Annotated in this window: 18 protein-coding genes and 3 tRNA genes; 19 read left to right on the top strand and 2 right to left on the bottom strand. The window is 57.7% G+C overall.

Going from position 1 to position 21,703, the window contains the following annotated elements:
• The first annotated feature begins 124 nt into the window (after positions 1-124).
• From ftsH to KW837_RS22300, 15 genes are all read left to right on the top strand, one after another.
• Positions 125-2,035, top strand: coding sequence for an ATP-dependent zinc metalloprotease FtsH (ftsH, locus tag KW837_RS22230; RefSeq protein WP_123498885.1), 1,911 nt, complete (start codon positions 125-127; stop codon positions 2,033-2,035).
• Between the two features lie 8 nt (positions 2,036-2,043).
• A complete protein-coding gene (gene folP / locus KW837_RS22235; protein ID WP_218398642.1) occupies positions 2,044-2,895 on the top strand; it encodes a dihydropteroate synthase in 852 nt (283 codons plus the stop codon).
• Between the two features lie 16 nt (positions 2,896-2,911).
• Positions 2,912-4,249, top strand: coding sequence for a phosphoglucosamine mutase (gene glmM / locus KW837_RS22240; protein WP_218398643.1), 1,338 nt, complete (start codon positions 2,912-2,914; stop codon positions 4,247-4,249).
• Between the two features lie 66 nt (positions 4,250-4,315).
• Complete coding sequence (tpiA, locus tag KW837_RS22245; RefSeq protein WP_218398644.1) at positions 4,316-5,071, top strand: triose-phosphate isomerase; 756 nt, start codon at positions 4,316-4,318, stop codon at positions 5,069-5,071.
• 4 nt (positions 5,072-5,075) lie between these two features.
• Positions 5,076-5,459 (top strand): preprotein translocase subunit SecG, encoded by a 384-nt coding sequence (secG, locus tag KW837_RS22250; RefSeq protein WP_030128079.1) that lies wholly within the window; start codon positions 5,076-5,078, stop codon positions 5,457-5,459.
• Positions 5,460-5,481: 22 nt separating this feature from the next.
• Positions 5,482-5,567, top strand: a tRNA-Leu gene (locus KW837_RS22255).
• A gap of 96 nt (positions 5,568-5,663) precedes the next feature.
• Positions 5,664-5,740 (top strand) — tRNA-Met (locus tag KW837_RS22260).
• Positions 5,741-5,878: 138 nt separating this feature from the next.
• On the top strand, positions 5,879-6,337 hold the full coding sequence (gene rimP / locus KW837_RS22265; RefSeq protein ID WP_010463487.1) for a ribosome maturation factor RimP: 459 nt from the start codon (positions 5,879-5,881) through the stop codon (positions 6,335-6,337).
• Between the two features lie 47 nt (positions 6,338-6,384).
• A complete protein-coding gene (gene nusA, locus KW837_RS22270; RefSeq protein WP_007900474.1) occupies positions 6,385-7,866 on the top strand; it encodes a transcription termination factor NusA in 1,482 nt (493 codons plus the stop codon).
• Positions 7,867-7,893: 27 nt separating this feature from the next.
• Positions 7,894-10,419: a translation initiation factor IF-2 gene (gene infB, locus KW837_RS22275; RefSeq protein WP_063341586.1), complete on the top strand. Its 2,526-nt coding sequence runs from the start codon at positions 7,894-7,896 to the stop codon at positions 10,417-10,419.
• A 159-nt stretch (positions 10,420-10,578) separates the two neighbouring features.
• Entirely contained in the window at positions 10,579-10,980 is a 402-nt protein-coding gene (rbfA, locus tag KW837_RS22280) for a 30S ribosome-binding factor RbfA (RefSeq protein ID WP_123355979.1), read from the top strand.
• A 3-nt stretch (positions 10,981-10,983) separates the two neighbouring features.
• The gene (gene truB / locus KW837_RS22285; protein WP_008067213.1) at positions 10,984-11,901 is read left to right on the top strand and encodes a tRNA pseudouridine(55) synthase TruB; all 918 of its coding nucleotides are present in this window, start codon (positions 10,984-10,986) and stop codon (positions 11,899-11,901) included.
• Between the two features lie 142 nt (positions 11,902-12,043).
• Entirely contained in the window at positions 12,044-12,313 is a 270-nt protein-coding gene (gene rpsO, locus KW837_RS22290) for a 30S ribosomal protein S15 (RefSeq protein WP_003176135.1), read from the top strand.
• Between the two features lie 195 nt (positions 12,314-12,508).
• Positions 12,509-14,614, top strand: coding sequence for a polyribonucleotide nucleotidyltransferase (gene pnp, locus KW837_RS22295; protein WP_052965657.1), 2,106 nt, complete (start codon positions 12,509-12,511; stop codon positions 14,612-14,614).
• Between the two features lie 242 nt (positions 14,615-14,856).
• Positions 14,857-14,932: transfer RNA gene (locus KW837_RS22300), tRNA-Thr, on the top strand.
• Positions 14,933-14,940: 8 nt separating this feature from the next.
• Here KW837_RS22300 and KW837_RS22305 read toward each other — a convergent pair.
• Positions 14,941-15,369 carry a hypothetical protein gene (locus KW837_RS22305; RefSeq protein ID WP_218398645.1) on the bottom strand — a complete coding sequence of 143 codons (429 nt, stop codon included), beginning with the start codon at positions 15,367-15,369 and terminating at the stop codon, positions 14,941-14,943.
• A gap of 303 nt (positions 15,370-15,672) precedes the next feature.
• Here KW837_RS22305 and KW837_RS22310 point away from each other — a divergent pair, with 303 nt between their 5' ends.
• Positions 15,673-15,978 carry a DUF6388 family protein gene (locus KW837_RS22310; RefSeq protein WP_218398646.1) on the top strand — a complete coding sequence of 102 codons (306 nt, stop codon included), beginning with the start codon at positions 15,673-15,675 and terminating at the stop codon, positions 15,976-15,978.
• Positions 15,979-16,092: 114 nt separating this feature from the next.
• Here the strand turns inward: KW837_RS22310 and nadC are convergent, their stop codons facing one another.
• On the bottom strand, positions 16,093-16,941 hold the full coding sequence (gene nadC / locus KW837_RS22315; RefSeq protein ID WP_218398647.1) for a carboxylating nicotinate-nucleotide diphosphorylase: 849 nt from the start codon (positions 16,939-16,941) through the stop codon (positions 16,093-16,095).
• Between the two features lie 364 nt (positions 16,942-17,305).
• On the opposite strand from nadC, the gene KW837_RS22320 reads away from it, so the two are divergent.
• From KW837_RS22320 to ampE, 3 genes are all read left to right on the top strand, one after another.
• A complete protein-coding gene (locus tag KW837_RS22320) occupies positions 17,306-19,513 on the top strand; it encodes a DUF1631 domain-containing protein (protein WP_218398648.1) in 2,208 nt (735 codons plus the stop codon).
• A 64-nt stretch (positions 19,514-19,577) separates the two neighbouring features.
• Positions 19,578-20,147, top strand: a complete 570-nt coding sequence (gene ampD, locus KW837_RS22325) for a 1,6-anhydro-N-acetylmuramyl-L-alanine amidase AmpD (protein ID WP_218398649.1) — start codon at positions 19,578-19,580, stop codon at positions 20,145-20,147.
• 2 nt (positions 20,148-20,149) lie between these two features.
• Positions 20,150-20,986: a regulatory signaling modulator protein AmpE gene (ampE, locus tag KW837_RS22330; protein WP_218398650.1), complete on the top strand. Its 837-nt coding sequence runs from the start codon at positions 20,150-20,152 to the stop codon at positions 20,984-20,986.
• The last annotated feature ends 717 nt before the right edge of the window (positions 20,987-21,703 follow it).

A 21,703-nucleotide genomic window follows, 5' to 3' on the forward strand; every position in this document is an offset into this window, starting at 1 on the left:
TCACAAAGGGTTACAGACGGCGCCTGCCAGAGCCGTAGGTAATGTAGTAAGTTAGGCCGGTGAATATCATGCGAAGCACGCGCCATTAGCGGAGCTTGCTTCAGAGGGTAGTTAATTGAACGATATGGCAAAGAATCTGATCCTGTGGTTGATCATCGCGGCTGTCCTGGTGACGGTGATGAACAACTTCTCCAGCCCTAACGAGCCGCAGACCCTCAACTATTCCGACTTCATCCAGCAGGTCAAGGATGGCAAGGTCGAGCGCGTAGCGGTTGATGGCTACGTGATTACCGGCAAGCGCAACGATGGCGACAGCTTCAAGACCATTCGTCCGGCAATCCAGGACAATGGCCTGATCGGCGACCTCGTGGATAACCACGTGGTAGTCGAAGGCAAGCAGCCTGAGCAGCAAAGCATCTGGACTCAACTCCTGGTCGCAAGCTTCCCGATCCTGGTGATTATCGCGGTCTTCATGTTCTTCATGCGGCAGATGCAGGGCGGTGCCGGTGGCAAGGGCGGGCCGATGAGCTTCGGCAAGAGCAAGGCGCGCCTGCTCTCCGAAGATCAGGTGAAAACCACTTTGGCTGACGTTGCCGGTTGCGACGAAGCCAAGGAAGAAGTTGGCGAGCTGGTCGAATTCCTGCGTGATCCGGGCAAGTTCCAGCGTTTGGGCGGTCGCATTCCTCGTGGCGTGCTGATGGTCGGTCCTCCTGGTACTGGTAAAACCTTGATCGCCAAGGCGATTGCCGGCGAAGCCAAAGTGCCGTTCTTCACTATTTCCGGTTCCGATTTCGTCGAAATGTTCGTCGGTGTCGGTGCCAGTCGTGTTCGTGACATGTTCGAGCAGGCGAAGAAGCACGCGCCATGCATCATCTTCATCGATGAAATCGACGCCGTCGGTCGCCACCGTGGTGCCGGCATGGGCGGCGGTCACGACGAGCGCGAACAGACACTCAACCAGTTGCTGGTGGAGATGGACGGCTTCGAAATGAATGACGGCATCATCGTCATTGCAGCAACCAACCGTCCCGACGTGCTGGACCCTGCATTGCTGCGTCCGGGTCGTTTCGACCGTCAGGTCGTGGTCGGTCTGCCGGATATCCGTGGTCGCGAGCAGATTCTCAAAGTCCACATGCGCAAAGTGCCAATGGGTGACGACGTCGCTCCGGCCGTGATCGCGCGTGGTACTCCTGGTTTCTCCGGTGCCGACCTGGCCAACCTGGTGAACGAGGCGTCGTTGTTCGCGGCTCGTGCCGGCAAGCGCATCGTCGAGATGAAAGAGTTCGAACTGGCCAAAGACAAGATCATGATGGGCGCCGAGCGCAAATCCATGGTCATGTCCGAGAAAGAGAAGCAGAACACTGCTTATCACGAAGCTGGTCACGCTATCGTCGGTCGCGTTGTCCCTGAGCATGACCCGGTCTACAAAGTGTCGATCATCCCGCGCGGTCGTGCGCTCGGTGTGACCATGTTCCTGCCAGAAGAAGATCGCTACAGCCTGTCCAAGCGTGCGCTGATCAGCCAGATCTGCTCGCTGTACGGCGGTCGTATCGCTGAAGAGATGACCCTTGGCTTCGACGGTGTCACAACCGGTGCATCCAACGACATCATGCGTGCCAGCCAGATCGCACGGAACATGGTGACCAAGTGGGGCTTGTCGGAAAAACTCGGTCCGTTGATGTACGCCGAAGAAGAGGGCGAAGTGTTCCTCGGTCGTGGCGGCGGTGGTCAACATGCCAGCTTCTCCGGCGAGACAGCCAAACTGATCGACTCCGAAGTACGCAGTATCATTGACCAGTGCTACGGCACGGCCAAACAGATCCTTACGGATAACCGTGACAAGCTCGATGCCATGGCGGATGCCTTGATGAAGTACGAGACGATCGATGCTGATCAGATCGATGACATCATGGCGGGTCGTACGCCTCGCGAACCTCGCGACTGGTCTGGTAGCAGCGATACTTCCGGTACGCCTCCGGCTGTGCAGGATGGGCGTCCGGAAACACCAATCGGTGGCCCGGCTGCTGACGTATAAGGTTTGAAATGACTTCTGTTCAGTCCTCGACCCGGTTGCCTTGCGGCAACCGGGTTCTTGATTTGGCCCAGACGCATGTCATGGGCATTCTCAATGTCACTCCCGACTCCTTTTCCGATGGCGGCCGATACAGTCAGCTGGATGCGGCCCTGCGCCATGCTGAGGCGATGGTGGCGGCTGGCGCGACGCTGATCGACGTTGGTGGTGAATCGACCCGCCCCGGTGCCAGGGCGGTTTCACCGCTTGAAGAGCTCGAGCGGGTAGCGCCTATCGTTGAACGCATCAGTCGTGAACTCGATGTGATCATCTCGGTCGATACCTCCACGCCGGCAGTTATGCGTGAAACCGCAAGGCTGGGGGCGGGTTTGATCAATGATGTGCGTTCGTTGCGTCGAGATGGCGCTCTGGATGCGGCAGCGGCCACCGGCTTGCCGGTATGTCTGATGCATATGCTCGGTGAGCCGGGCGACATGCAGGACAATCCGCAGTACCAGGATGTGACGAAAGAGGTCAGCGAGTTTCTCGCCGAGCGCATGGTTCAGTGCGCGTCGGTAGGCATCCCTGCTGAGCGGATCATCCTCGATCCGGGCTTCGGCTTCGCGAAAACCTTGCAGCACAACCTGAGCTTGTTTAAGCATATGGAGGCCTTGCATGCCTTGGGGCGGCCCCTGTTGGTCGGGGTTTCGCGAAAGAGCATGATCGGGCAAGCCTTGAATCGGCCGGTGGGAGAGCGTCTGCATGGCGGTTTGGCGCTCGCGGCACTGGCTTCAATCAAGGGGGCGCGTATATTGCGCGTCCATGATGTGGCCGAAACCGTCGATGTGGTGCGGATGATCGCCGCCGTAGAATCAGCCGAATAAGAATGATGGAGTACTTATGAGCAAAAAATACTTTGGCACCGACGGCATTCGTGGTCGAGTCGGTCAATACCCGATTACTCCTGATTTCATGCTCAAGCTTGGCTGGGCGGCAGGCATGGCATTTCGCAGCATGGGTGCCTGCAAGGTGCTCGTGGGCAAGGACACCCGGATCTCTGGTTACATGTTCGAGTCGGCGCTTGAGGCCGGGCTGACCTCGGCAGGTGCTGATGTGATGCTCCTGGGGCCGATGCCGACGCCGGCCATCGCCTATCTGACACGTACCTTTCATGCTGAAGCCGGCATCGTGATCAGCGCTTCGCACAACCCTCATGACGACAACGGCATCAAATTTTTCTCCGGGAAGGGCACCAAGCTTCCGGATGAAGTCGAGTTGATGATTGAAGAGTTGCTCGACACCCCCATGACCGTGGTTGAGTCGAGCAAGATCGGCAAGGTATCGCGAATCAACGATGCCTCGGGCCGTTATATCGAATTCTGCAAGAGCAGCGTCCCGACCGGTACCAGCTTTGCCGGGCTGAAAATCGTGATCGACTGTGCTCATGGTGCGACCTATAAAGTGGCGCCTAGTGTGTTCCGTGAGCTGGGGGCCGATGTCGTTGTGCTTTCTGCTCATCCTAATGGCCTGAACATCAATGAGAATTGCGGTTCAACCCATATGGAGCCGCTGCAAGCTGCCGTATTGGCCGAGCACGCCGATTTGGGTATTGCCTTTGATGGAGATGGTGACCGGGTCCAGATGGTTGATCACACTGGCGCTGTCGTCGACGGTGACGAGTTGCTGTTCATCATTGCTCGCGATCTGCAAGAGCGCGGCAAGTTGCAGGGCGGTGTGGTCGGTACGCTGATGAGTAACCTGGGGCTGGAATTGGCCTTGGCGGATCTGTCTATTCCTTTTGTGCGCGCCAACGTTGGCGACCGTTACGTGATCTCCGAGTTGCTGGAACGCGATTGGCAGGTGGGCGGGGAAAACTCGGGGCACATTGTCTGCTTCAGTCATACCACCACCGGTGATGCAATTATTGCCGCGCTGCAGGTGTTGATGGCCCTGAAGAGGCGCGCTGAAGGCCTGGCTCAGTCCCGTCAGGCGTTGCGCAAGTGTCCTCAGGTGCTGATCAATGTCCGGTTTGGCGGTGGTGCGAATCCACTCGAACATCCGACCGTCAAGGAAGCGAGTGATCGTGTCACTCAGGCGATGGCCGGTCGTGGGCGCGTACTTTTACGCAAGTCCGGGACAGAGCCGCTGGTGCGGGTCATGGTCGAGGGCGAGGACGAAACGCAGGTTCGCGGTTACGCCGAAGAGCTGGCAAAACTGGTAACTGAAGTTTCTGTCTGATTTCGGCTTGCCAGCCATGATTGTGTTGGGTAACATCTGCGCCCACTTTGACCGACGAGGTACAGCATGCGTCGCCCTATGGTAGCTGGTAACTGGAAGATGCACGGTACCCGCGCCAGCGTCGCTGAGCTGATCAATGGCCTTAGTCATCTGGCCTTGCCAAGCGGTGTTGATGTTGCGGTATTTCCGCCTTGCTTGCATATCAATCAAGTGATTGATGGCTTGAAAGGTAAGTCGATTTCGGTCGGCGCGCAGAATTCTGCAGTGGAATCCATGCAAGGTGCATTGACCGGTGAAATTGCGCCGAGTCAGTTGGTGGATGCAGGTTGTTCCCTGGTGCTTGTCGGGCACTCCGAGCGCCGCCAGGTAATGGGCGAGCAGGATGGAATGCTGATTCGCAAGTTCGCAGCGGCGCAGGCATGTGGCTTGATTCCGGTGTTGTGCGTAGGGGAGACCCTTGAAGAGCGCGAAGCTGGAAAAACTCTTGAGGTTGTCGGGCGTCAGCTTGGCAGTATCATTGAGGAGCTGGGTGTAGGTGTCTTTGCAAAGGCAGTAATCGCTTACGAGCCGGTCTGGGCCATTGGCACCGGGCTGACTGCTTCGCCGCAACAGGCGCAGGATGTGCACGCAGCCATTCGCGCTCAGTTGGCGGCAGAGAATTCTGAAGTCGCGCAAGGTGTGCGGCTTCTATACGGCGGCAGCGTGAAGGCGGCCAATGCGGTCGAACTGTTCGGCATGCCGGATATCGATGGGGGGCTCATTGGTGGGGCTTCCCTGAATGCAGATGAGTTCGGTGCGATTTGTCGCGCCGCGGGAAACTGAAAAAATGCTGGAAACAGTCGTAGTCGTTTTTCATCTGCTGGGTGCATTGGGCGTAGTTGCTCTGGTTTTGCTGCAGCAGGGTAAAGGTGCGGATGCTGGCGCGTCTTTCGGAGCAGGTGCTTCAAATACTGTGTTCGGAAGCCAAGGTTCCTCTACCTTTCTTAGTAAGTTTACTGCTATACTTGCCGCCGGTTTCTTCATAACCAGCTTGGGGTTAGGTTACTTTGCTAAAGAGAAGGCTCATGAGCTGACTCAAGTAGGTTTGCCAAATCCAGCAGTGTTGGAAGTTCCAAAGCAACAACCGGCTTCTGATGATGTCCCGGTGCTTCAAGAGCAAAAGTCGGCTACTCCAGCGACTGACGTGCCTCCAGCTCAAGAGCAGAAGTAAGAAGGGTTTCAAACGTAGTATTGCCGAGGTGGTGGAATTGGTAGACACGCAACCTTGAGGTGGTTGTGCCCATAGGGTGTAGGGGTTCGAGTCCCCTTCTCGGTACCAATTATCAGGAGAGCCCGCTGTTGCGGGCTTTCTTGTAGGTGGAAGGTTACATTGACCCTGTCAGGGATCGGTCGTATACTTCCGCCCCAGCTTTGTCGCGGGGTGGAGCAGTCTGGTAGCTCGTCGGGCTCATAACCCGAAGGTCGTCGGTTCAAATCCGGCCCCCGCAACCAGTTTAAGGAGCCCCTTTTCAGGGGCTTTTTGTTAGCTGGACACTTTCAACGCCGCTGTTCAACGGCGTTTCAAGGATGGGCGTTTCGCCCATTTTTTTATTTTGCACAGCATGCACATACATGCACGAGGGGGTTCAGGTGTCGAGCAAGCTAGAAGAGTTGCAGGCCTTGCTGGCCCCGGTGGTCGTGGCCCTAGGCTATGAATGCTGGGGTATTGAGTTTTCGGCTCAAGGTCGCCACTCAATGTTGCGCGTTTATATTGATAAAGAGGGCGGCGTGCTGGTGGACGATTGTGCCATCGTCAGCCGTCAGATCAGCGGTGTACTGGATGTTGAAGATCCGATCGCCGTTGAATACACCCTTGAAGTTTCCTCGCCTGGCATGGAACGCCCACTGTTCACTATTGAGCAGTTTGCAAAATTTGCCGGTGAACAAGTGAAGATCAAGCTGCGCTCGCCTTTTGAAGGTCGGCGCAACTTTCAGGGCCTTCTGCGCGGTGTAGAAGAGCAGGACGTTGTGGTGCAGGTTGAAGACCATGAGTTCCTGTTGCCGATCGATATGATCGACAAGGCCAACATTATTCCCAGTTTTGACTGAGACGCGGATCCCGCGGATCCAATGGCTTGCGAAAGGCGAGGCGTACGATGAGCAAAGAAGTACTGCTGGTTGTTGAGTCGGTATCCAATGAAAAGGGCGTACCGGCAAACGTAATTTTTGAAGCGCTGGAGCTGGCTCTGGCCACTGCTACCAAAAAGCGTTTTGAGGACGAAGTCGATCTGCGTGTGGAAATCAATCGCCACACCGGTGCTTACGAGACATTCCGTCGCTGGACGGTCGTCGAAGAAGCAGACCTGGACGATCCGGCCATCGAAACCTGGCCAAGCAAGGTTGCCGAAACGCATCCTGGCGCCAAGGTCGGCGATGTTGTCGAAGAAAAGATCGAATCCATCGAGTTCGGCCGCATTGCTGCACAGACTGCCAAGCAAGTCATCGTGCAGAAAGTTCGCGAAGCCGAGCGTGCTCAAGTCGTCGACGCCTACCGCGAGCGCCTGGGGGAAATCATCTCCGGCACCGTGAAGAAAGTCACCCGCGACAACGTGATCGTCGACCTGGGCAATAACGCTGAAGCGTTGCTGGCCCGTGAAGACATCATTTCTCGCGAAACCTTCCGGGTTGGCGTGCGTCTGCGTGCGCTGCTCAAGGAAATCCGCACCGAGAACCGCGGCCCTCAGTTGATCCTGTCGCGTACCGCGCCGGAAATGCTGATCGAGTTGTTCCGCATCGAAGTGCCGGAAATTGCTGAAGGCCTGATCGAAGTAATGGCTGCGTCCCGCGACCCGGGTTCGCGCGCCAAGATCGCGGTCCGCTCCAAGGACAAACGCATTGACCCGCAAGGCGCTTGCATCGGTATGCGCGGTTCGCGCGTCCAGGCAGTGTCCGGCGAGTTGGGCGGTGAGCGTGTGGATATCGTCCTGTGGGACGATAACCCGGCGCAGTTCGTGATCAATGCAATGTCGCCGGCTGAAGTGGCGGCAATTATCGTTGACGAAGATGCCCATGCAATGGACATCGCCGTTGGCGCAGACAATCTGGCTCAGGCCATCGGTCGCGGTGGTCAGAACGTGCGTCTGGCTAGCCAGTTGACTGGCTGGACCCTGAACGTGATGACCGAATCGGACATCCAGGCTAAGCAGCAAGCAGAAACCGGCGACATCCTGCGCAACTTCATCGACGAGCTGGAAGTCGACGAAGACCTGGCACAGGTGCTGGTAGATGAAGGCTTCACCAGCCTGGAAGAGATTGCCTACGTACCGTTGGAAGAAATGCTCAACATCGACGGCTTTGACGAAGAAACCGTCAACGAGCTTCGCGCTCGCGCCAAGGATCGTTTGTTGACTAAAGCCATCGCTACTGAGGAAAAGCTGGCAGACGCCCATCCGGCCGAAGACCTGCTCTCGCTTGAGGGTATGGACAAGGATTTGGCGATGGAACTGGCGGTGCGCGGCGTAATTACCCGCGAAGACCTGGCCGAGCAGTCTATTGACGACCTGCTCGACATCGACGGCATTGACGATGATCGTGCCGGCAAGTTGATCATGGCCGCCCGAGCCCATTGGTTCGAGTAATTAGGCGCGGCCTGAGGAGAGAAGTGCATGACGCAAGTCACGGTGAAACAACTGGCCGATGAGGTCAAAACACCGGTAGAGCGCCTGTTGCAGCAGATGCGTGAGGCAGGTCTGCCGCACACCGCCGCCGATGAAGGTGTGAGCGATAGTGAGAAGCAGTCTTTGCTGACTCACTTGAAGAGCAGCCACAAGGCGAAAGTGGAAGAACCGCGCAAGATTACATTGCAGCGCAAAACCACCAGCACCCTGCGTGTTGCTGGTAGCAAGAGCATCAGCGTTGAAGTACGCAAGAAGAAAGTCTTCGTACAACGCAGCCCGGAAGAAATCGAAGCCGAGCGCAAACGCGAACTGGAAGAACGCCGCGCAGTAGAAAATGCTGCTCGTCAGAAGGCTGAAGAAGAAGCCAAGCGTCGCGCCGAAGAAGAAGCGCGTCGCCAGCCTGCTGCTGCGCAAACCGCTACTAACGACGCCGTTGCAGCGCCTGCTGCAGTTGCCGAACCAGTGCGTGAAAGCGCGCCGGTTGTTGCAGCTGCACCAGCACCTGCGGCCGACACTCGTAAGCGCGACGAACAGCGTCGTCCGGACAAACCACGTGCCGACGATGCCAATCGTCGTGGCAGTGGCGATGGCGAGCGCAAAAACGCTCCGCATCGTGCTTCGGTCAAGGAAAAAGCGCCTGCTCCACGTGTTGCGCCACGTACTACCGACGAAGAAAGCGATGGCTTCCGTCGTGGTGGTCGCGGCAAGGCCAAGCTGAAGAAGCGCAACGCCCACGGTTTCCAGAGCCCAACCGGCCCTGTTGTGCGCGAAGTGAAGATCGGCGAGACCATCACTGTTGGCGATCTCGCCCAGCAGATGTCGGTCAAGGCTGCTGAAATCATCAAGTTCATGTTCAAACTGGGTACTCCAGCGACCATCAACCAGGTACTGGATCAGGAAACTGCCCAACTGGTTGCCGAAGAGCTGGGCCACAAAGTGACCCTGGTCAGCGACACCGCCCTGGAAGATTCCCTGGCCGAGTCCCTGAAGTTTGAAGGTGAAGCGTTCTCCCGTGCACCGGTTGTGACCGTAATGGGTCACGTTGACCACGGTAAGACCTCGCTGCTCGACTACATCCGTCGTGCCAAGGTAGCTGCTGGCGAAGCCGGTGGTATCACCCAGCACATCGGTGCGTACCACGTTGAAACCGAGCGCGGCATGGTCACCTTCCTCGACACCCCTGGTCACGCCGCGTTTACCGCCATGCGTGCCCGTGGTGCCAAGGCGACCGACATCGTGATCCTGGTGGTTGCAGCGGACGACGGCGTAATGCCGCAGACCGTTGAAGCCGTTCAGCACGCCAAGGCTGCTGGTGTTCCGCTGGTTGTTGCAGTGAACAAAATCGACAAGCCGGGCGCCGATCTTGATCGCATCCGTAGCGAATTGTCGGTTCACGGCGTGACCTCGGAAGAGTGGGGCGGCGACACCCCGTTCGTATCGGTTTCGGCGAAAGTCGGTACTGGCGTGGACGAGTTGCTTGAAGCGGTCCTGCTGCAAGCTGAAGTTCTCGAACTGAAAGCGACCCCTTCGGCTCCTGGCCGTGGCGTTGTGGTTGAATCGCGTCTCGACAAAGGTCGTGGTCCGGTTGCAACCGTTCTGGTTCAAGACGGTACCCTGCGCCAAGGCGACATGGTGCTGGTCGGTTCGAACTATGGCCGCGTTCGCGCCATGCTCGACGAGAACGGCAAGCCAATCAAGGAAGCCGGTCCTTCCATTCCTGTCGAGATTCTCGGCCTGGACGGTACCCCGGACGCTGGCGACGAGATGAGCGTTGTTGCCGACGAGAAGAAAGCCCGTGAAGTGGCTCTGTTCCGTCAAGGCAAGTTCCGCGAAGTCAAACTGGCCCGCGCTCACGCTGGCAAGCTTGAAAACATCTTCGAGAACATGGGGCAGGAAGAGAAGAAGACGCTCAACATCGTCCTCAAATCCGACGTCCGTGGTTCGCTGGAAGCGTTGAACGGTGCCTTGAATGGCCTGGGTAACGACGAAGTGCAAGTGCGTGTGGTCGGTGGCGGTGTCGGTGGTATCACCGAATCCGACGCCAACCTGGCCCTGGCCTCCAACGCTGTACTGTTCGGCTTCAACGTGCGTGCCGATGCTGGCGCTCGCAAGATCGTCGAGCAGGAAGGTCTGGATATGCGTTACTACAACGTGATCTACGACATCATCGAAGACGTCAAGAAAGCCCTCACCGGTATGCTGGGCAGCGATGTTCGCGAGAACATCCTGGGTACCGCTGAAGTGCGTGACGTGTTCCGTTCGCCGAAGTTTGGCGCGATCGCCGGTTGCATGGTTATCGAAGGTGTTGTTCACCGTAACCGTCCAATCCGTGTACTGCGTGAAGACATCGTTATCTTCGAAGGCGAGCTGGAATCCCTGCGCCGCTTCAAGGATGACGCTTCCGAAGTACGTGCCGGCATGGAATGCGGTATCGGCGTGAAGAGCTACAACGACGTCAAGGTCGGCGACAAGATTGAAGTCTTCGAGAAGGTGCAGGTTGCTCGCAGCCTCTAACTCGCGCACTTCAAGGGCCACGATGAGCCGCCGCATGCAGATGCGCGGCGCAACGTCCGGACTCTAAACGCAACGCCCGGTCTGGCTTTTGTCAGGCCGGGCGTTTGCCGCTTTCAGACCCCTCGGGTTTCACCGTGGGGCAGTAACAGGTAACAAGACATGGCAAAAGAATACAGCCGTACCCAACGTATCGGCGATCAGATGCAGCGTGAGCTGGCACAGCTGATCCGTCGTGAAGTCAAAGACCCGCGCGTCGGTCTGGTCACCATTACCGCTGTTGAAGTCAGCCGTGACGTCGGTCACGCCAAGATCTTCATCACTGTGATGGGCCAGGACAGCGCTGAAGACATCGCCCAAAGCATCAAGGTGCTCAACGCAGCCGCCGGTTTCCTGCGTATGCAGTTGGCTCGCGAAATGAAGTTGCGCAGCGTTCCGCAGTTGCACTTCCATTACGACGAAAGCGTCGTGCGTGGCGCGCACCTGTCGGCCCTGATCGAGCGTGCGGTGGCTGAAGACAATCAGCACCCGGTAGCGGCTGAACCCGAAGACGCCAAGGAGTAATCGGTGGCTCAGGTCAAACGTATCCGTCGTAACGTCAGCGGCATCATCCTGCTCGACAAGCCGCTGGGGTTCACCTCCAATGCGGCGTTGCAGAAGGTTCGCTGGTTGCTCAATGCCGAGAAGGCCGGGCACACCGGCAGTCTCGATCCGCTGGCCACCGGCGTGCTGCCGTTGTGCTTTGGCGAGGCCACCAAGTTCTCGCAATACTTGCTCGATTCCGACAAGGCTTATGAAACCCTGGCGCAACTGGGCAAGACCACCACCACGGCCGATGCCGAAGGTGAAGTTTTGCTGGAACGCCCGGTGACCGTTGGTCGCGCCGATATCGAAGCTGTGCTGCCGAAATTTCGTGGGCAAATCAGTCAGATACCGCCGATGTACTCGGCGCTCAAGCGTGATGGGCAGCCGCTGTACAAGCTGGCCCGTGCAGGCGAAGTAGTGGAGCGCGAACCGCGTTCTGTTACTATTGCGCGCTTGGAATTACTGGCCTTTGAGGGTGATACTGCGCGGCTTGCGGTGGATTGCAGCAAAGGCACCTATATCCGCACCCTGGTGGAGGATATCGGTGAGCAACTCGGTTGTGGCGCTTACGTGGCTGAATTGCGACGTACCCAGGCCGGGCCTTTCACGCTTGCACAGACCGTCACTCTGGAAGAGCTTGAAGCGGTACATGCTGAAGGTGGCAACGAAGCGGTCGACCGCTTTCTGATGCCCTCGGACAGCGGCCTGCTGGACTGGCCACTGTTGCATTTCTCGGAGCACAGCGCGTTCTACTGGCTTAACGGCCAACCGGTACGTGCCCCGGATGCACCGAAGTTCGGCATGGTACGGGTACAGGATCACAATGGTCGTTTCATCGGTATCGGTGAAGTGAGCGAAGACGGGCGCATCGCGCCACGTCGACTGATTCGGTCAGAATGACCGAAACCGGCCTGTGTAACAGCAGGTCGGCGAGTGTGGCTGTTAACAGGCACGGTCACTACTCATTTATAGATACAGGGATTTGTCCCTGGCCTGTTGAAGCTGTTTCTTTGAAACAGTTTCCTGATAAAAGGATTGCCTCATGGCTCTCGACGTTCAAGAAAAAGCTCAAATCGTAGCTGACTACCAGCAAGCTGTTGGTGACACTGGTTCGCCAGAAGTGCAAGTTGCACTGCTGACCCACAACATCAACAAGCTGCAAGGTCACTTCAAGGCCAACGGTAAAGATCACCACTCCCGTCGTGGTCTGATCCGCATGGTAAACCAGCGCCGTAAGCTGCTGGACTACCTGAAAGGCAAGGATCTGGGCCGTTACCAGGCTCTGATCGGTCGCCTGGGTCTGCGTCGCTAATAAGCGATTGCGCTAGAGGTTGGTTGTTTGCTGTGTGCCAGCGGGTTTCCCGCCGGTACATGGCAGGCTCCCAGCCTCAAGTTTTATCTGGATAGTCGTTTTACCCTGGACAGGCGTTGGGCCGATTCCCGACATTGCCCAAGAATTTCGCAAGAAGACAAGTTCCCCAAGAGCCACAAAAGAAGGTAGGACACCGTGAACCCGGTAATCAAAAAATTCCAGTTCGGTCAGTCGACCGTTACCCTCGAGACTGGCCGTATCGCCCGTCAGGCCTCCGGCGCAGTATTGGTCACCGTTGACGACGACGTCAGCGTATTGGTGACCGTAGTCGGTGCCAAGCAAGCCGATCCAGGCAAGGGCTTCTTCCCTCTGTCCGTTCACTACCAGGAAAAGACTTACGCTGCCGGTAAGATCCCTGGCGGTTTCTTCAAGCGTGAAGGCCGTCCTTCCGAGAAAGAAACCCTGACTTCCCGACTGATCGACCGTCCGATCCGTCCGCTGTTCCCGGAAGGCTTCATGAACGAAGTGCAGGTTGTCTGCACCGTCGTTTCCACCAGCAAGAAAACCGATCCGGACATCGCTGCGATGATCGGTACCTCGGCTGCCCTGGCCATCTCCGGCATTCCTTTCGATGGCCCGATCGGCGCTGCCCGCGTTGCGTTCCATGAAAGCACCGGTTACCTGCTGAACCCGACTTACGAACAACTGAAAGCTTCGAGCCTGGACATGGTCGTTGCCGGTACTTCGGAAGCCGTGTTGATGGTTGAATCGGAAGCCAAAGAGCTGACCGAAGACCAGATGCTGGGCGCTGTACTGTTTGCTCACGACGAGTTCCAGGTGGTAATCAACGCCGTTAAAGAACTGGCCGCTGAAGCCGCCAAGCCAACCTGGACCTGGGCTCCTCAGCCAGAAGCCACCGCACTGCTGGGCGCTATCCGTGCCGAGTTCGGCGAAGCGATCTCCCAGGCTTACACCATCACCGTCAAAGCCGACCGTTATGCGCGTCTGGGCGAGCTGAAAGACCAGGTTGTTGCCAATCTGTCCGGTGAAGAAGGTCAGCCGACCTCCGCTGAAGTCAAAGCGGCTTTCGGTGAAATCGAATACCGCACCGTTCGCGAAAACATCGTTAACGGCAAGCCACGTATCGACGGTCGCGACACCAAGACCGTACGTCCGCTGAACATCGAAGTCGGCGTTCTGCCAAAGACCCACGGTTCGGCACTGTTCACCCGTGGCGAAACCCAGGCCCTGGTAGTCGCGACGCTGGGTACTGCCCGTGACGCACAGCTGCTGGACACCCTGGAAGGCGAGAAAAAAGACCCGTTCATGCTGCACTACAACTTCCCTCCGTTCTCGGTAGGTGAGTGTGGTCGCATGGGTGGCGCTGGTCGTCGCGAAATCGGTCACGGCCGTCTGGCCCGTCGTTCGGTTCAGGCCATGCTGCCTGCTGCCGACGTGTTCCCGTACACCATTCGTGTGGTGTCGGAAATCACCGAGTCCAACGGTTCGAGCTCCATGGCTTCGGTCTGCGGCGCTTCCCTGGCTCTGATGGATGCTGGCGTTCCGATGAAGGCACCAGTTGCCGGTATCGCCATGGGTCTGGTTAAAGAAGGCGAGAAATTCGCCGTCCTGACCGACATCCTGGGCGACGAAGATCACCTCGGCGACATGGACTTCAAAGTAGCGGGTACCGCCAAAGGTGTTACCGCGCTGCAGATGGACATCAAGATCAAGGGCATCACCGAAGAAATCATGGAAATCGCTCTGGGCCAAGCCCTGGAAGCGCGCCTGAATATCCTCGGTCAGATGAACCAGATCATTGGTCAGTCGCGTACCGAGCTGTCGGAAAACGCTCCGACCATGATCGCGATGAAAATCGACACCGACAAAATCCGTGATGTCATCGGTAAAGGCGGCGCGACCATTCGTGCGATCTGTGAAGAAACCAAGGCTTCGATCGATATCGAAGACGACGGTTCGATCAAGATCTTCGGCGAAACCAAGGAAGCTGCAGAAGCTGCGCGTCAGCGCGTTCTGGGCATCACCGCTGAAGCCGAGATCGGCAAGATCTATGTCGGTAAGGTTGAGCGCATCGTCGACTTCGGCGCATTCGTCAACATCCTGCCGGGCAAGGACGGTCTGGTTCACATCTCGATGCTGAGCGATGCTCGCGTTGAGAAAGTGACCGACATCCTGAAAGAAGGCCAGGAAGTGGAAGTACTGGTACTGGACGTGGACAACCGCGGCCGTATCAAGCTGTCCATCAAAGACGTAGCAGCAGCCAAGGCTTCGGGTGTTTAATCACTCCCACGCCTGACCGCTTCAACGTTATAAAAAATGCCCCGCCGTGAAAACGGTGGGGCATTTTTTTGCGTGCAGAAAGATCAAAAGATCGCAGCCTGCGGCAGCTCCTACCCGAGATTGTGTTCAGCCACGATATGGCGGCGTACATCGAAGCTGTGAGCTGCCGCAGGCTGCGATCTTTTGATTTTGCGGTGCGCTAAGTTGCCGGACCCCGAAGCCAGTGCTAGGTTTAGCCCACAGCCCGTGTAGCTCAGCCGGTAGAGCAGCGCACTCGTAACGCGAAGGTCGCAGGTTCGATTCCTGTCTCGGGCACCACTTCTCGCTTATTTCACCTTTCTGCTCAAATCCTCAACAGTGCGCTTGAGCTGATCCATCGCGCGCTCCTGATCACTGATTTCCCGTTTGAGGCTCGAGATTTCGCTGTTGTTCGAGCTTGAGCTGGAGCCGCTGTTGCGTTTGAGTTCTTCGATCTGACGGGCCTGCTCGCTGAGGGTGCGCTTCTGGCTTTCCAGTTCGGTGGCATTGGCCTTCACGGTTTTTTGCAGGCTCTCCAGATCATCGATGCTGACGCTGGTTCTGACGAGTGTGTCCTTGCCGAACGAATTGTGGAGGGCGCAGATTTTGTCGGAGTACAACGCAGGGTCAGAGGTGACTTCGACAGCCGCTTGAGCGGCACTGGCCAATGTCAGGCTGCCAAGCAGCAGGGTAGCGGTGGCAAGCTGGGCAGACAAAAGCTTCGAAAAACTGCGCATCACTGGGGTTCCTTGTGAAGTGCCGATATGGCACATCGCTATGACTTTGGATTTCAACTTATGTTCCTAAAGCCTCCTGCTCCTTATGCACGTGGCTTTTTATGGGATAGATGTAAAGACCCGTGTAATTCATCGACAAAACGTCCTATATTCGTTGTCTGCATGAGCATCGCCCAGCAGTTTTCAGATGATCCCGAATGGTTCTGAAGGCCAGACAAACCGGGCTTCAAACGGTTTTTCTGCGTCAGAGAGATCCTTGATGATCCAGATCCATCTTCCATTCCCCAGATCAGCGAGAACGCCATGACCGTTAAAGAATTGACCCAAGAAGCCAGAAACGAAGAAGCACTTAAAAAGTACCTGCTTGAGTCGCCTCAGTTGGCTGAAGAGATCAAGGACTTGCCAGCCGACGATCAGAAAGACCAGATCCAGTGGGCGTTCGAGGATGAGGCGGAAGCTCAGGGCTTGCAGCCGTGGGAGCTGACGCTCAAGTACACCTCAAGCCCGGAAGAGTACGAGGCTGCGCGCCTGGCGCTGCACAAGGAGGCGGCCGAGGTTTTGGGCGTCGAGTGGGAAGAGTACTGCGAGATGAACAATCTGGTGGTCTGACCTGTGGGAGCGGGCTTGCTCGCGAAAGCGGTGAGTCAGGCGACAATTGCGTCGACTGACACGCCCTCTTCGCGAGCAAGCCCGCTCCCACATTTGAAATGTACGTTTTCTCAATCAGAGGCTTAAACGCATCGACAGGTCCACAGCCTTCACATCCTTGGTCATCGCACCAATCGAAATATAATCCACCCCGGTTTCGGCGATTGGCAGCAACGTGCTTTCGTTGATACCACCGCTGGCTTCCAGTTTTGCCTTGCCGGCGTTCAAGCGTACAGCTTCGCGCATGTCATCCAGGCTCAGCTCATCGAGCATGATGATGTCGGCACCGGCCGCCAGTGCTTCCTTCAGTTCCTCCAGGCTTTCCACTTCGATCTCCACCGGTTTGCCCGGGGCGATCTTGTGTGCGGCGTAGATAGCTTCAGGAATGCCACCGCAGGCGGCGATATGGTTTTCCTTGATCAGGAAGGCGTCATACAGGCCGATGCGATGATTGTGGCAACCGCCGCAGGTTACGGCGTATTTCTGGGCCAGGCGCAGCCCCGGCAGGGTTTTGCGGGTGTCGAGCAACTTCACCTGGGTCTCGGCGACGAAATCGGCCAGGTACTGCGCGCGAGTGGCCACGCCAGACAGCAATTGCAGGAAATTAAGAGCACTGCGTTCACCCGTCAGCAGCGAGCGCGCCGGGCCTTCGAGATGGAACAACACCTGATTGGGTTTCACCCGCTCGCCGTCGCGCACCTGCCAGTGAACGGCAACCCGAGGGTCCAGTTGCCGGAAAACCGCATCCACCCACGCGGTGCCAGCAATGACAGCCTCATCGCGGGTGATGATGGTGGCTTTGGCCAGGCGTTCGGCCGGGATCAGTTGCGCGGTGATGTCGCCGCTGCCGATGTCCTCGAGCAACGCACGGCGCACGTTGGCTTCGATTTCGGCGGTCAAATCGGCGAGACGTAGATTCGGCATAACGGGCTCCACAAACAAAGTGGCCCGATTATAGGGCCATGCTGCGAGGCAACCCAAGGCATCAACGACCATTCCATCGTTAGCAAACCTGCATTTGGTCGATTGGCGCGAGCGATCAGTGCTAAGCAAAGGTCTCTCTCATAACGTCTATTTCTTGGGGAAGGGCAGAGTCTGCTGGCACAAAGAAGGTCTTTTGCAGATAATCCGCCTTGCATTTGACGTCATAGCTTTGACGTAGCTTTGGATTCCTTACTATTGAATGACAACGGGTGGTGACTGTCCCCGTTGAGTGTCGGCTGTATGGCCGGCGTACTCGATCTTTCTTACGAACCGAACCGAAGAATCACCGTTTCAGGAGGCTTGGATGCACAACGACGGGAATGTAGTGCCTTTGCACAAGGCCGCTACCGACCAGGCGACTCACTCGCCGCTCGCCCGCCTGCCCGTGATTCTGCTTCAGGTTCGCGACAAGGCTGCTCAACAGCTCAAGCAAGGTTTGCAGGAGCTGTTCGATAACGCCGATGACACCCTGTTCGAAATGGCCGACCGCGCCCGCAACGACGTCGAGCAAAACATCTTCTTCGAAGCCATGCGCGATTTGCGCCTCAAGCGCAAAAGCATCGAACGCGGTTTTCTTGAGCAATTCTCCGAGGCTTTCGTCGGCCTCATTCATCACGACACCTCTCAGGCTGCCTTTCCCCCGGCACTGGTTTTCGATGCCGCGGTGCCGTTACCCCATGACGACATGGAACGTAATGTGGCGGTGGAGGGCATGGTCGGCAAAGTGCTGAACCGCGACGGTTTCGCCCTCGACCAGCTTACCGCCCGACTCAGCACACTGTTGAGCAAGACGCTGGTCGAACAGCACAACCCCCTGGGGCCGACGCTGCTCTGCGAGTATTTCTTGCAGGCCGGGCGCAACCTGGGGATGGAGATCAAGGTCAAGCTGATCATTCTCAAGCTGTTCGAACGCTATGTGCTCAGCAATGCTGATCAGCTCTACGCCGAAGCCAATCAACTGCTGATCGCCACCGGTGTGCTGCCGGACCTCAAGCCCGCCCCGACGCGGCGTGCCACCGATCGGGCGGCTGCGAGTGTTCGTGCTGACCCCGCCGAGACAGGCGTGCGAACTGGCAATACGCAGATTGACGAAGGCGTGCAGGAAGTCTTCGCCGCCTTGCAGGAATTGCTGTTCCACGTGCGTGGCAGCGTTGCGCCGACCCTGGAGGTCAGCGCCCAGACCCAGCCCATCTCAACCCGCGACCTGCTGCGCCTGCTCTCGCATTTGCAGCAATACGTACCGGTACTGGCGGCTCCAGACGACTTCGATCTGCGTAGCCAGCTCGAACAACTGCTGACCCGGGGCAGTGTCAAAAGCGGCAAGTCGCGCGTGGTGGGGGTGGCCGACGAAGACGTGATCAACCTGATCGCCATGCTCTTCGAATGCATCCTCGATGACCGCAACCTGCCGGACTCGCTCAAGGCGCTGATCGGCCGTTTGCAGATCCCGATGCTGAAAGTCGCGGTGCTCGACAAGAGCTTCTTTAGCCGCAGCAGCCATCCGGCCCGGCGTTTACTCAACGAAATCGCCGCTGCAGCCATGGGCTGGGGCGAGTGTGATGACCATGAGCGCGACAGCCTGTACCTGCGCATCGAGCAAGTGGTGCAGCGCTTGTTGAACGACTTTGTCGATGACCCGGCAATCTTTTCCGAATTGCTGGCGGATTTTCTCGCCTTCACCAGTGACGAGCGCCGTCGCAGCGAATTACTCGAACAACGGACCCGTGACGCCGAAGAAGGCCGCGCCAGGACCGAACTGGCGCGTCAACGCGTAGAGCAAGCACTGAACCAGGCGTTGGTGGGCAAGGTGCTGCCGCACAGTGTGGTGGCGTTTGTCCAGGAGGCCTGGAGCAAGGTGCTGTTGCTGACCTGCCTCAAGCACGGTGATCAGTCCGCCGAATGGCACGCCGATGTGCAGACCATGGCGCAACTGATCTGGAGCGTGCAACGCCATGACGAGCCCGACGCGAGTCTGCGCTTGTTGTCGCTGGTACCGGGGTTGCTCAAGTCGTTGCGCGATGGTTTGAACAGCTCGGCATTCGATCCGTTCGCCACCGGCGAGTTTTTCAGCAAACTGGAAGCTTTGCATGTGCAGCTGTTCGAACGTCCGGGCCAGAAAAGCATGGCTGTTGACGCACCGATGATGGTCCAGGTGCAGCAGCAAATCGTGCTTCGCACCGCTGACGAAGGCCCGGTCGAGACCGCATCGATGCGTTTGCCCCAGGACGATGTCGCTTTGCTTCAAGTCGATCAGTTGCGCCTGGGCTGCTGGGTCGAGTTTCAGGAATATGAGGAAAACACCCTGCGCTGCAAGCTGGCGGCGATCATTGAAGCCACCGACAAGTACATCTTCGTCAACCGTACCGGGATGAAGGTGCTGGAGCACAGTCGCACCGGTCTGGCCCTGGAGTTTCGGCGTGGCGCGGTGCGAACGCTGGACGACACCTTGCTGTTCGACCGGGCGCTGGAATCGGTGTTGGGCAACCTGCGGCGTCTCAATCGCGGCAAGTGATCGCGCGCCGAGGGTCTATCGCGGCATACTGGGCACCAACACAGTCGTCGTTGAAGGAACCTGTATGCAGTTGGACCCCGCGAGCGGTTGGTGTCAGGGCGTGCGCATATGCCCCTCGCCCAACTTCAATGCGCGCCCCGAGGGCGAAATTTCCCTGCTGGTGATCCACAACATCAGTCTGCCGCCAGCGCAGTTTCTGACCGGCAAGGTGCAGGAATTTTTCCAGAATCGTCTGGATGTCACGGAACATCCCTACTTTGCAGGAATTGCCGACCTGCGGGTGTCTGCGCACTTTCTGATTGAACGTGACGGCACCGTCACTCAGTTTGTCTCTTGTCTTGAGCGTGCTTGGCACGCTGGCGTCTCGTGTTTCGAAGGACGGGAAACCTGTAACGATTTTTCCGTGGGCATCGAACTCGAAGGCACGGATGATCTGCCGTTCACCGACGCCCAATATCAAGCGTTGACGGCCCTGACGCGACAGCTGCAAAGCACCTTTACGGGGATCACCGCACAACGCATCTGCGGGCATAGCGACATCGCACCCGGGCGCAAGACTGATCCGGGACCGGCGTTTGACTGGGCACGCTATCGCGTGTCTCTGGCAAAAGCTGCTCTGGAAAAAAAGGAGTAACAATGAGTTTTCTGGTGCTGCTGTTGGCGGTGTGGATCGAGAAGTTCTCGGCCCTGCGCCATCAGGTTCAACGTGATGGCGGTTGGGTGCGCGAGCTGAACAAGCTTGAAACCAACCCACGCATGACAAACCGTCCGTGGCTGATACTGGTGGTGCTGGTGTTGTTGCCGGTGGCGCTGCTGGGTTTGCTGTTGGTGGTGCTGGAGCCGGTAGCCTACGGTTTGCTGGCGTTACCGGTGCACCTGCTGGTGGTGATTTACAGTCTGGGCCGAGGTGATCTGCTGGCCGGCCTCGGGCCGTTTCGCGATGCCTGGCGCCGGGAAGACCTGCAAGCCGCCGCCCATGTGGCCAAACGCGACCTGAATATTTGCGCCGACAGCGGCGAGCAACTGCTGGAGCGAGTTGAAGGGCATCTGCTGTGGCAGGCCTATCAGAGCTTTTTCGCGGTGATCTTCTGGTACTTCCTGCTGGGCCCGGTTGCCGCGTTGAGCTATCGACTGCTGGCGCTGGCCGAGGAGCACGGGCAGAACCCGGCCGTGGTCGAGCGAGCGGCACAGCTGCGTCATGCATTCGATTGGGTACCGGTGCGACTGCTAGCAGCGAGTTTTGCGCTGGTCGGCAACTTTGTCGCGGTCGGCCGGGTGATGTTGAACGAGCTGCTGAATTGGAACATCAGCGCAGTTCAACTGATCGAGAAGGTCGGGTTGGTGGCCGGTGAAATTCCGGCGCCGGTGGTCGGGCCGGACGGTATCAACAGCCTCGACCGGATCTGGGAACTGCTGCTGCGCGCGGCGGTGCTTTGGTATGCCGGGTTTGCGTTGTGGACCGTTTTGTCCTGATTTCTGCTTTGAATCGAAAAGATCGCAGCCCTGTAGCAGCTGGCGAAGCCTGCGTTCGGCTGCGCAGCAGTCGTCATTCCAATCACCTTGGTTTACCTGAAACACCGCATTGGATGACTTTACGACTGCTTCGCAGCCGAACGCAGCCTCGCTGGGGCTCGACAGCTGCTACAGCCGAACGCAGGCTTCGCCAGCTGCTACAAGGCTGCGTGTCTGTCGTTAACCTTAAGTTACAAAACCCTCCGCCGATTTAGGCTATACAGAGATAGCGCCAATAGTGGCTATCTGCTGTCTCTGCGCGCCTGCCATAAAAATAAGAATTCAAAGGGAGACTTCACAGTGAAGAGCTTGCTCTATCCCGCCGTCGCGCTGATGAACCGCTTGAGCTTCGGCATGAAGTTCAGCCTGATCAGCGTGCTGTTCCTCGTGCCGATGCTGGTGACCAACTTCTATCTGGTGCGCGATTCCTATCGCGAATTCCAGGGCACTCGGGTCGAGCTGCAGAGCCTCGACCTGCTGGGCAGCGGCCTGAGCCTGCGCCGGGATCTGGAAACCCTGAACAACCTGGTGCAGATCAACGTTACCCTTGGCCAGTCCGGCAAGGCCGGTCATGTCGAGTCGAATATCAGTGCGCTGGAGCAAAGCGTGCTGGCCCGTTTGCAAGGGCTGGCGGCGATGACCACTGACCCGGAACAAATCACCTTTTTCGATGGCAAG

It is taken from the genome of Pseudomonas sp. PDM24, assembly GCF_019218905.1.
Classification (GTDB): domain Bacteria; phylum Pseudomonadota; class Gammaproteobacteria; order Pseudomonadales; family Pseudomonadaceae; genus Aquipseudomonas.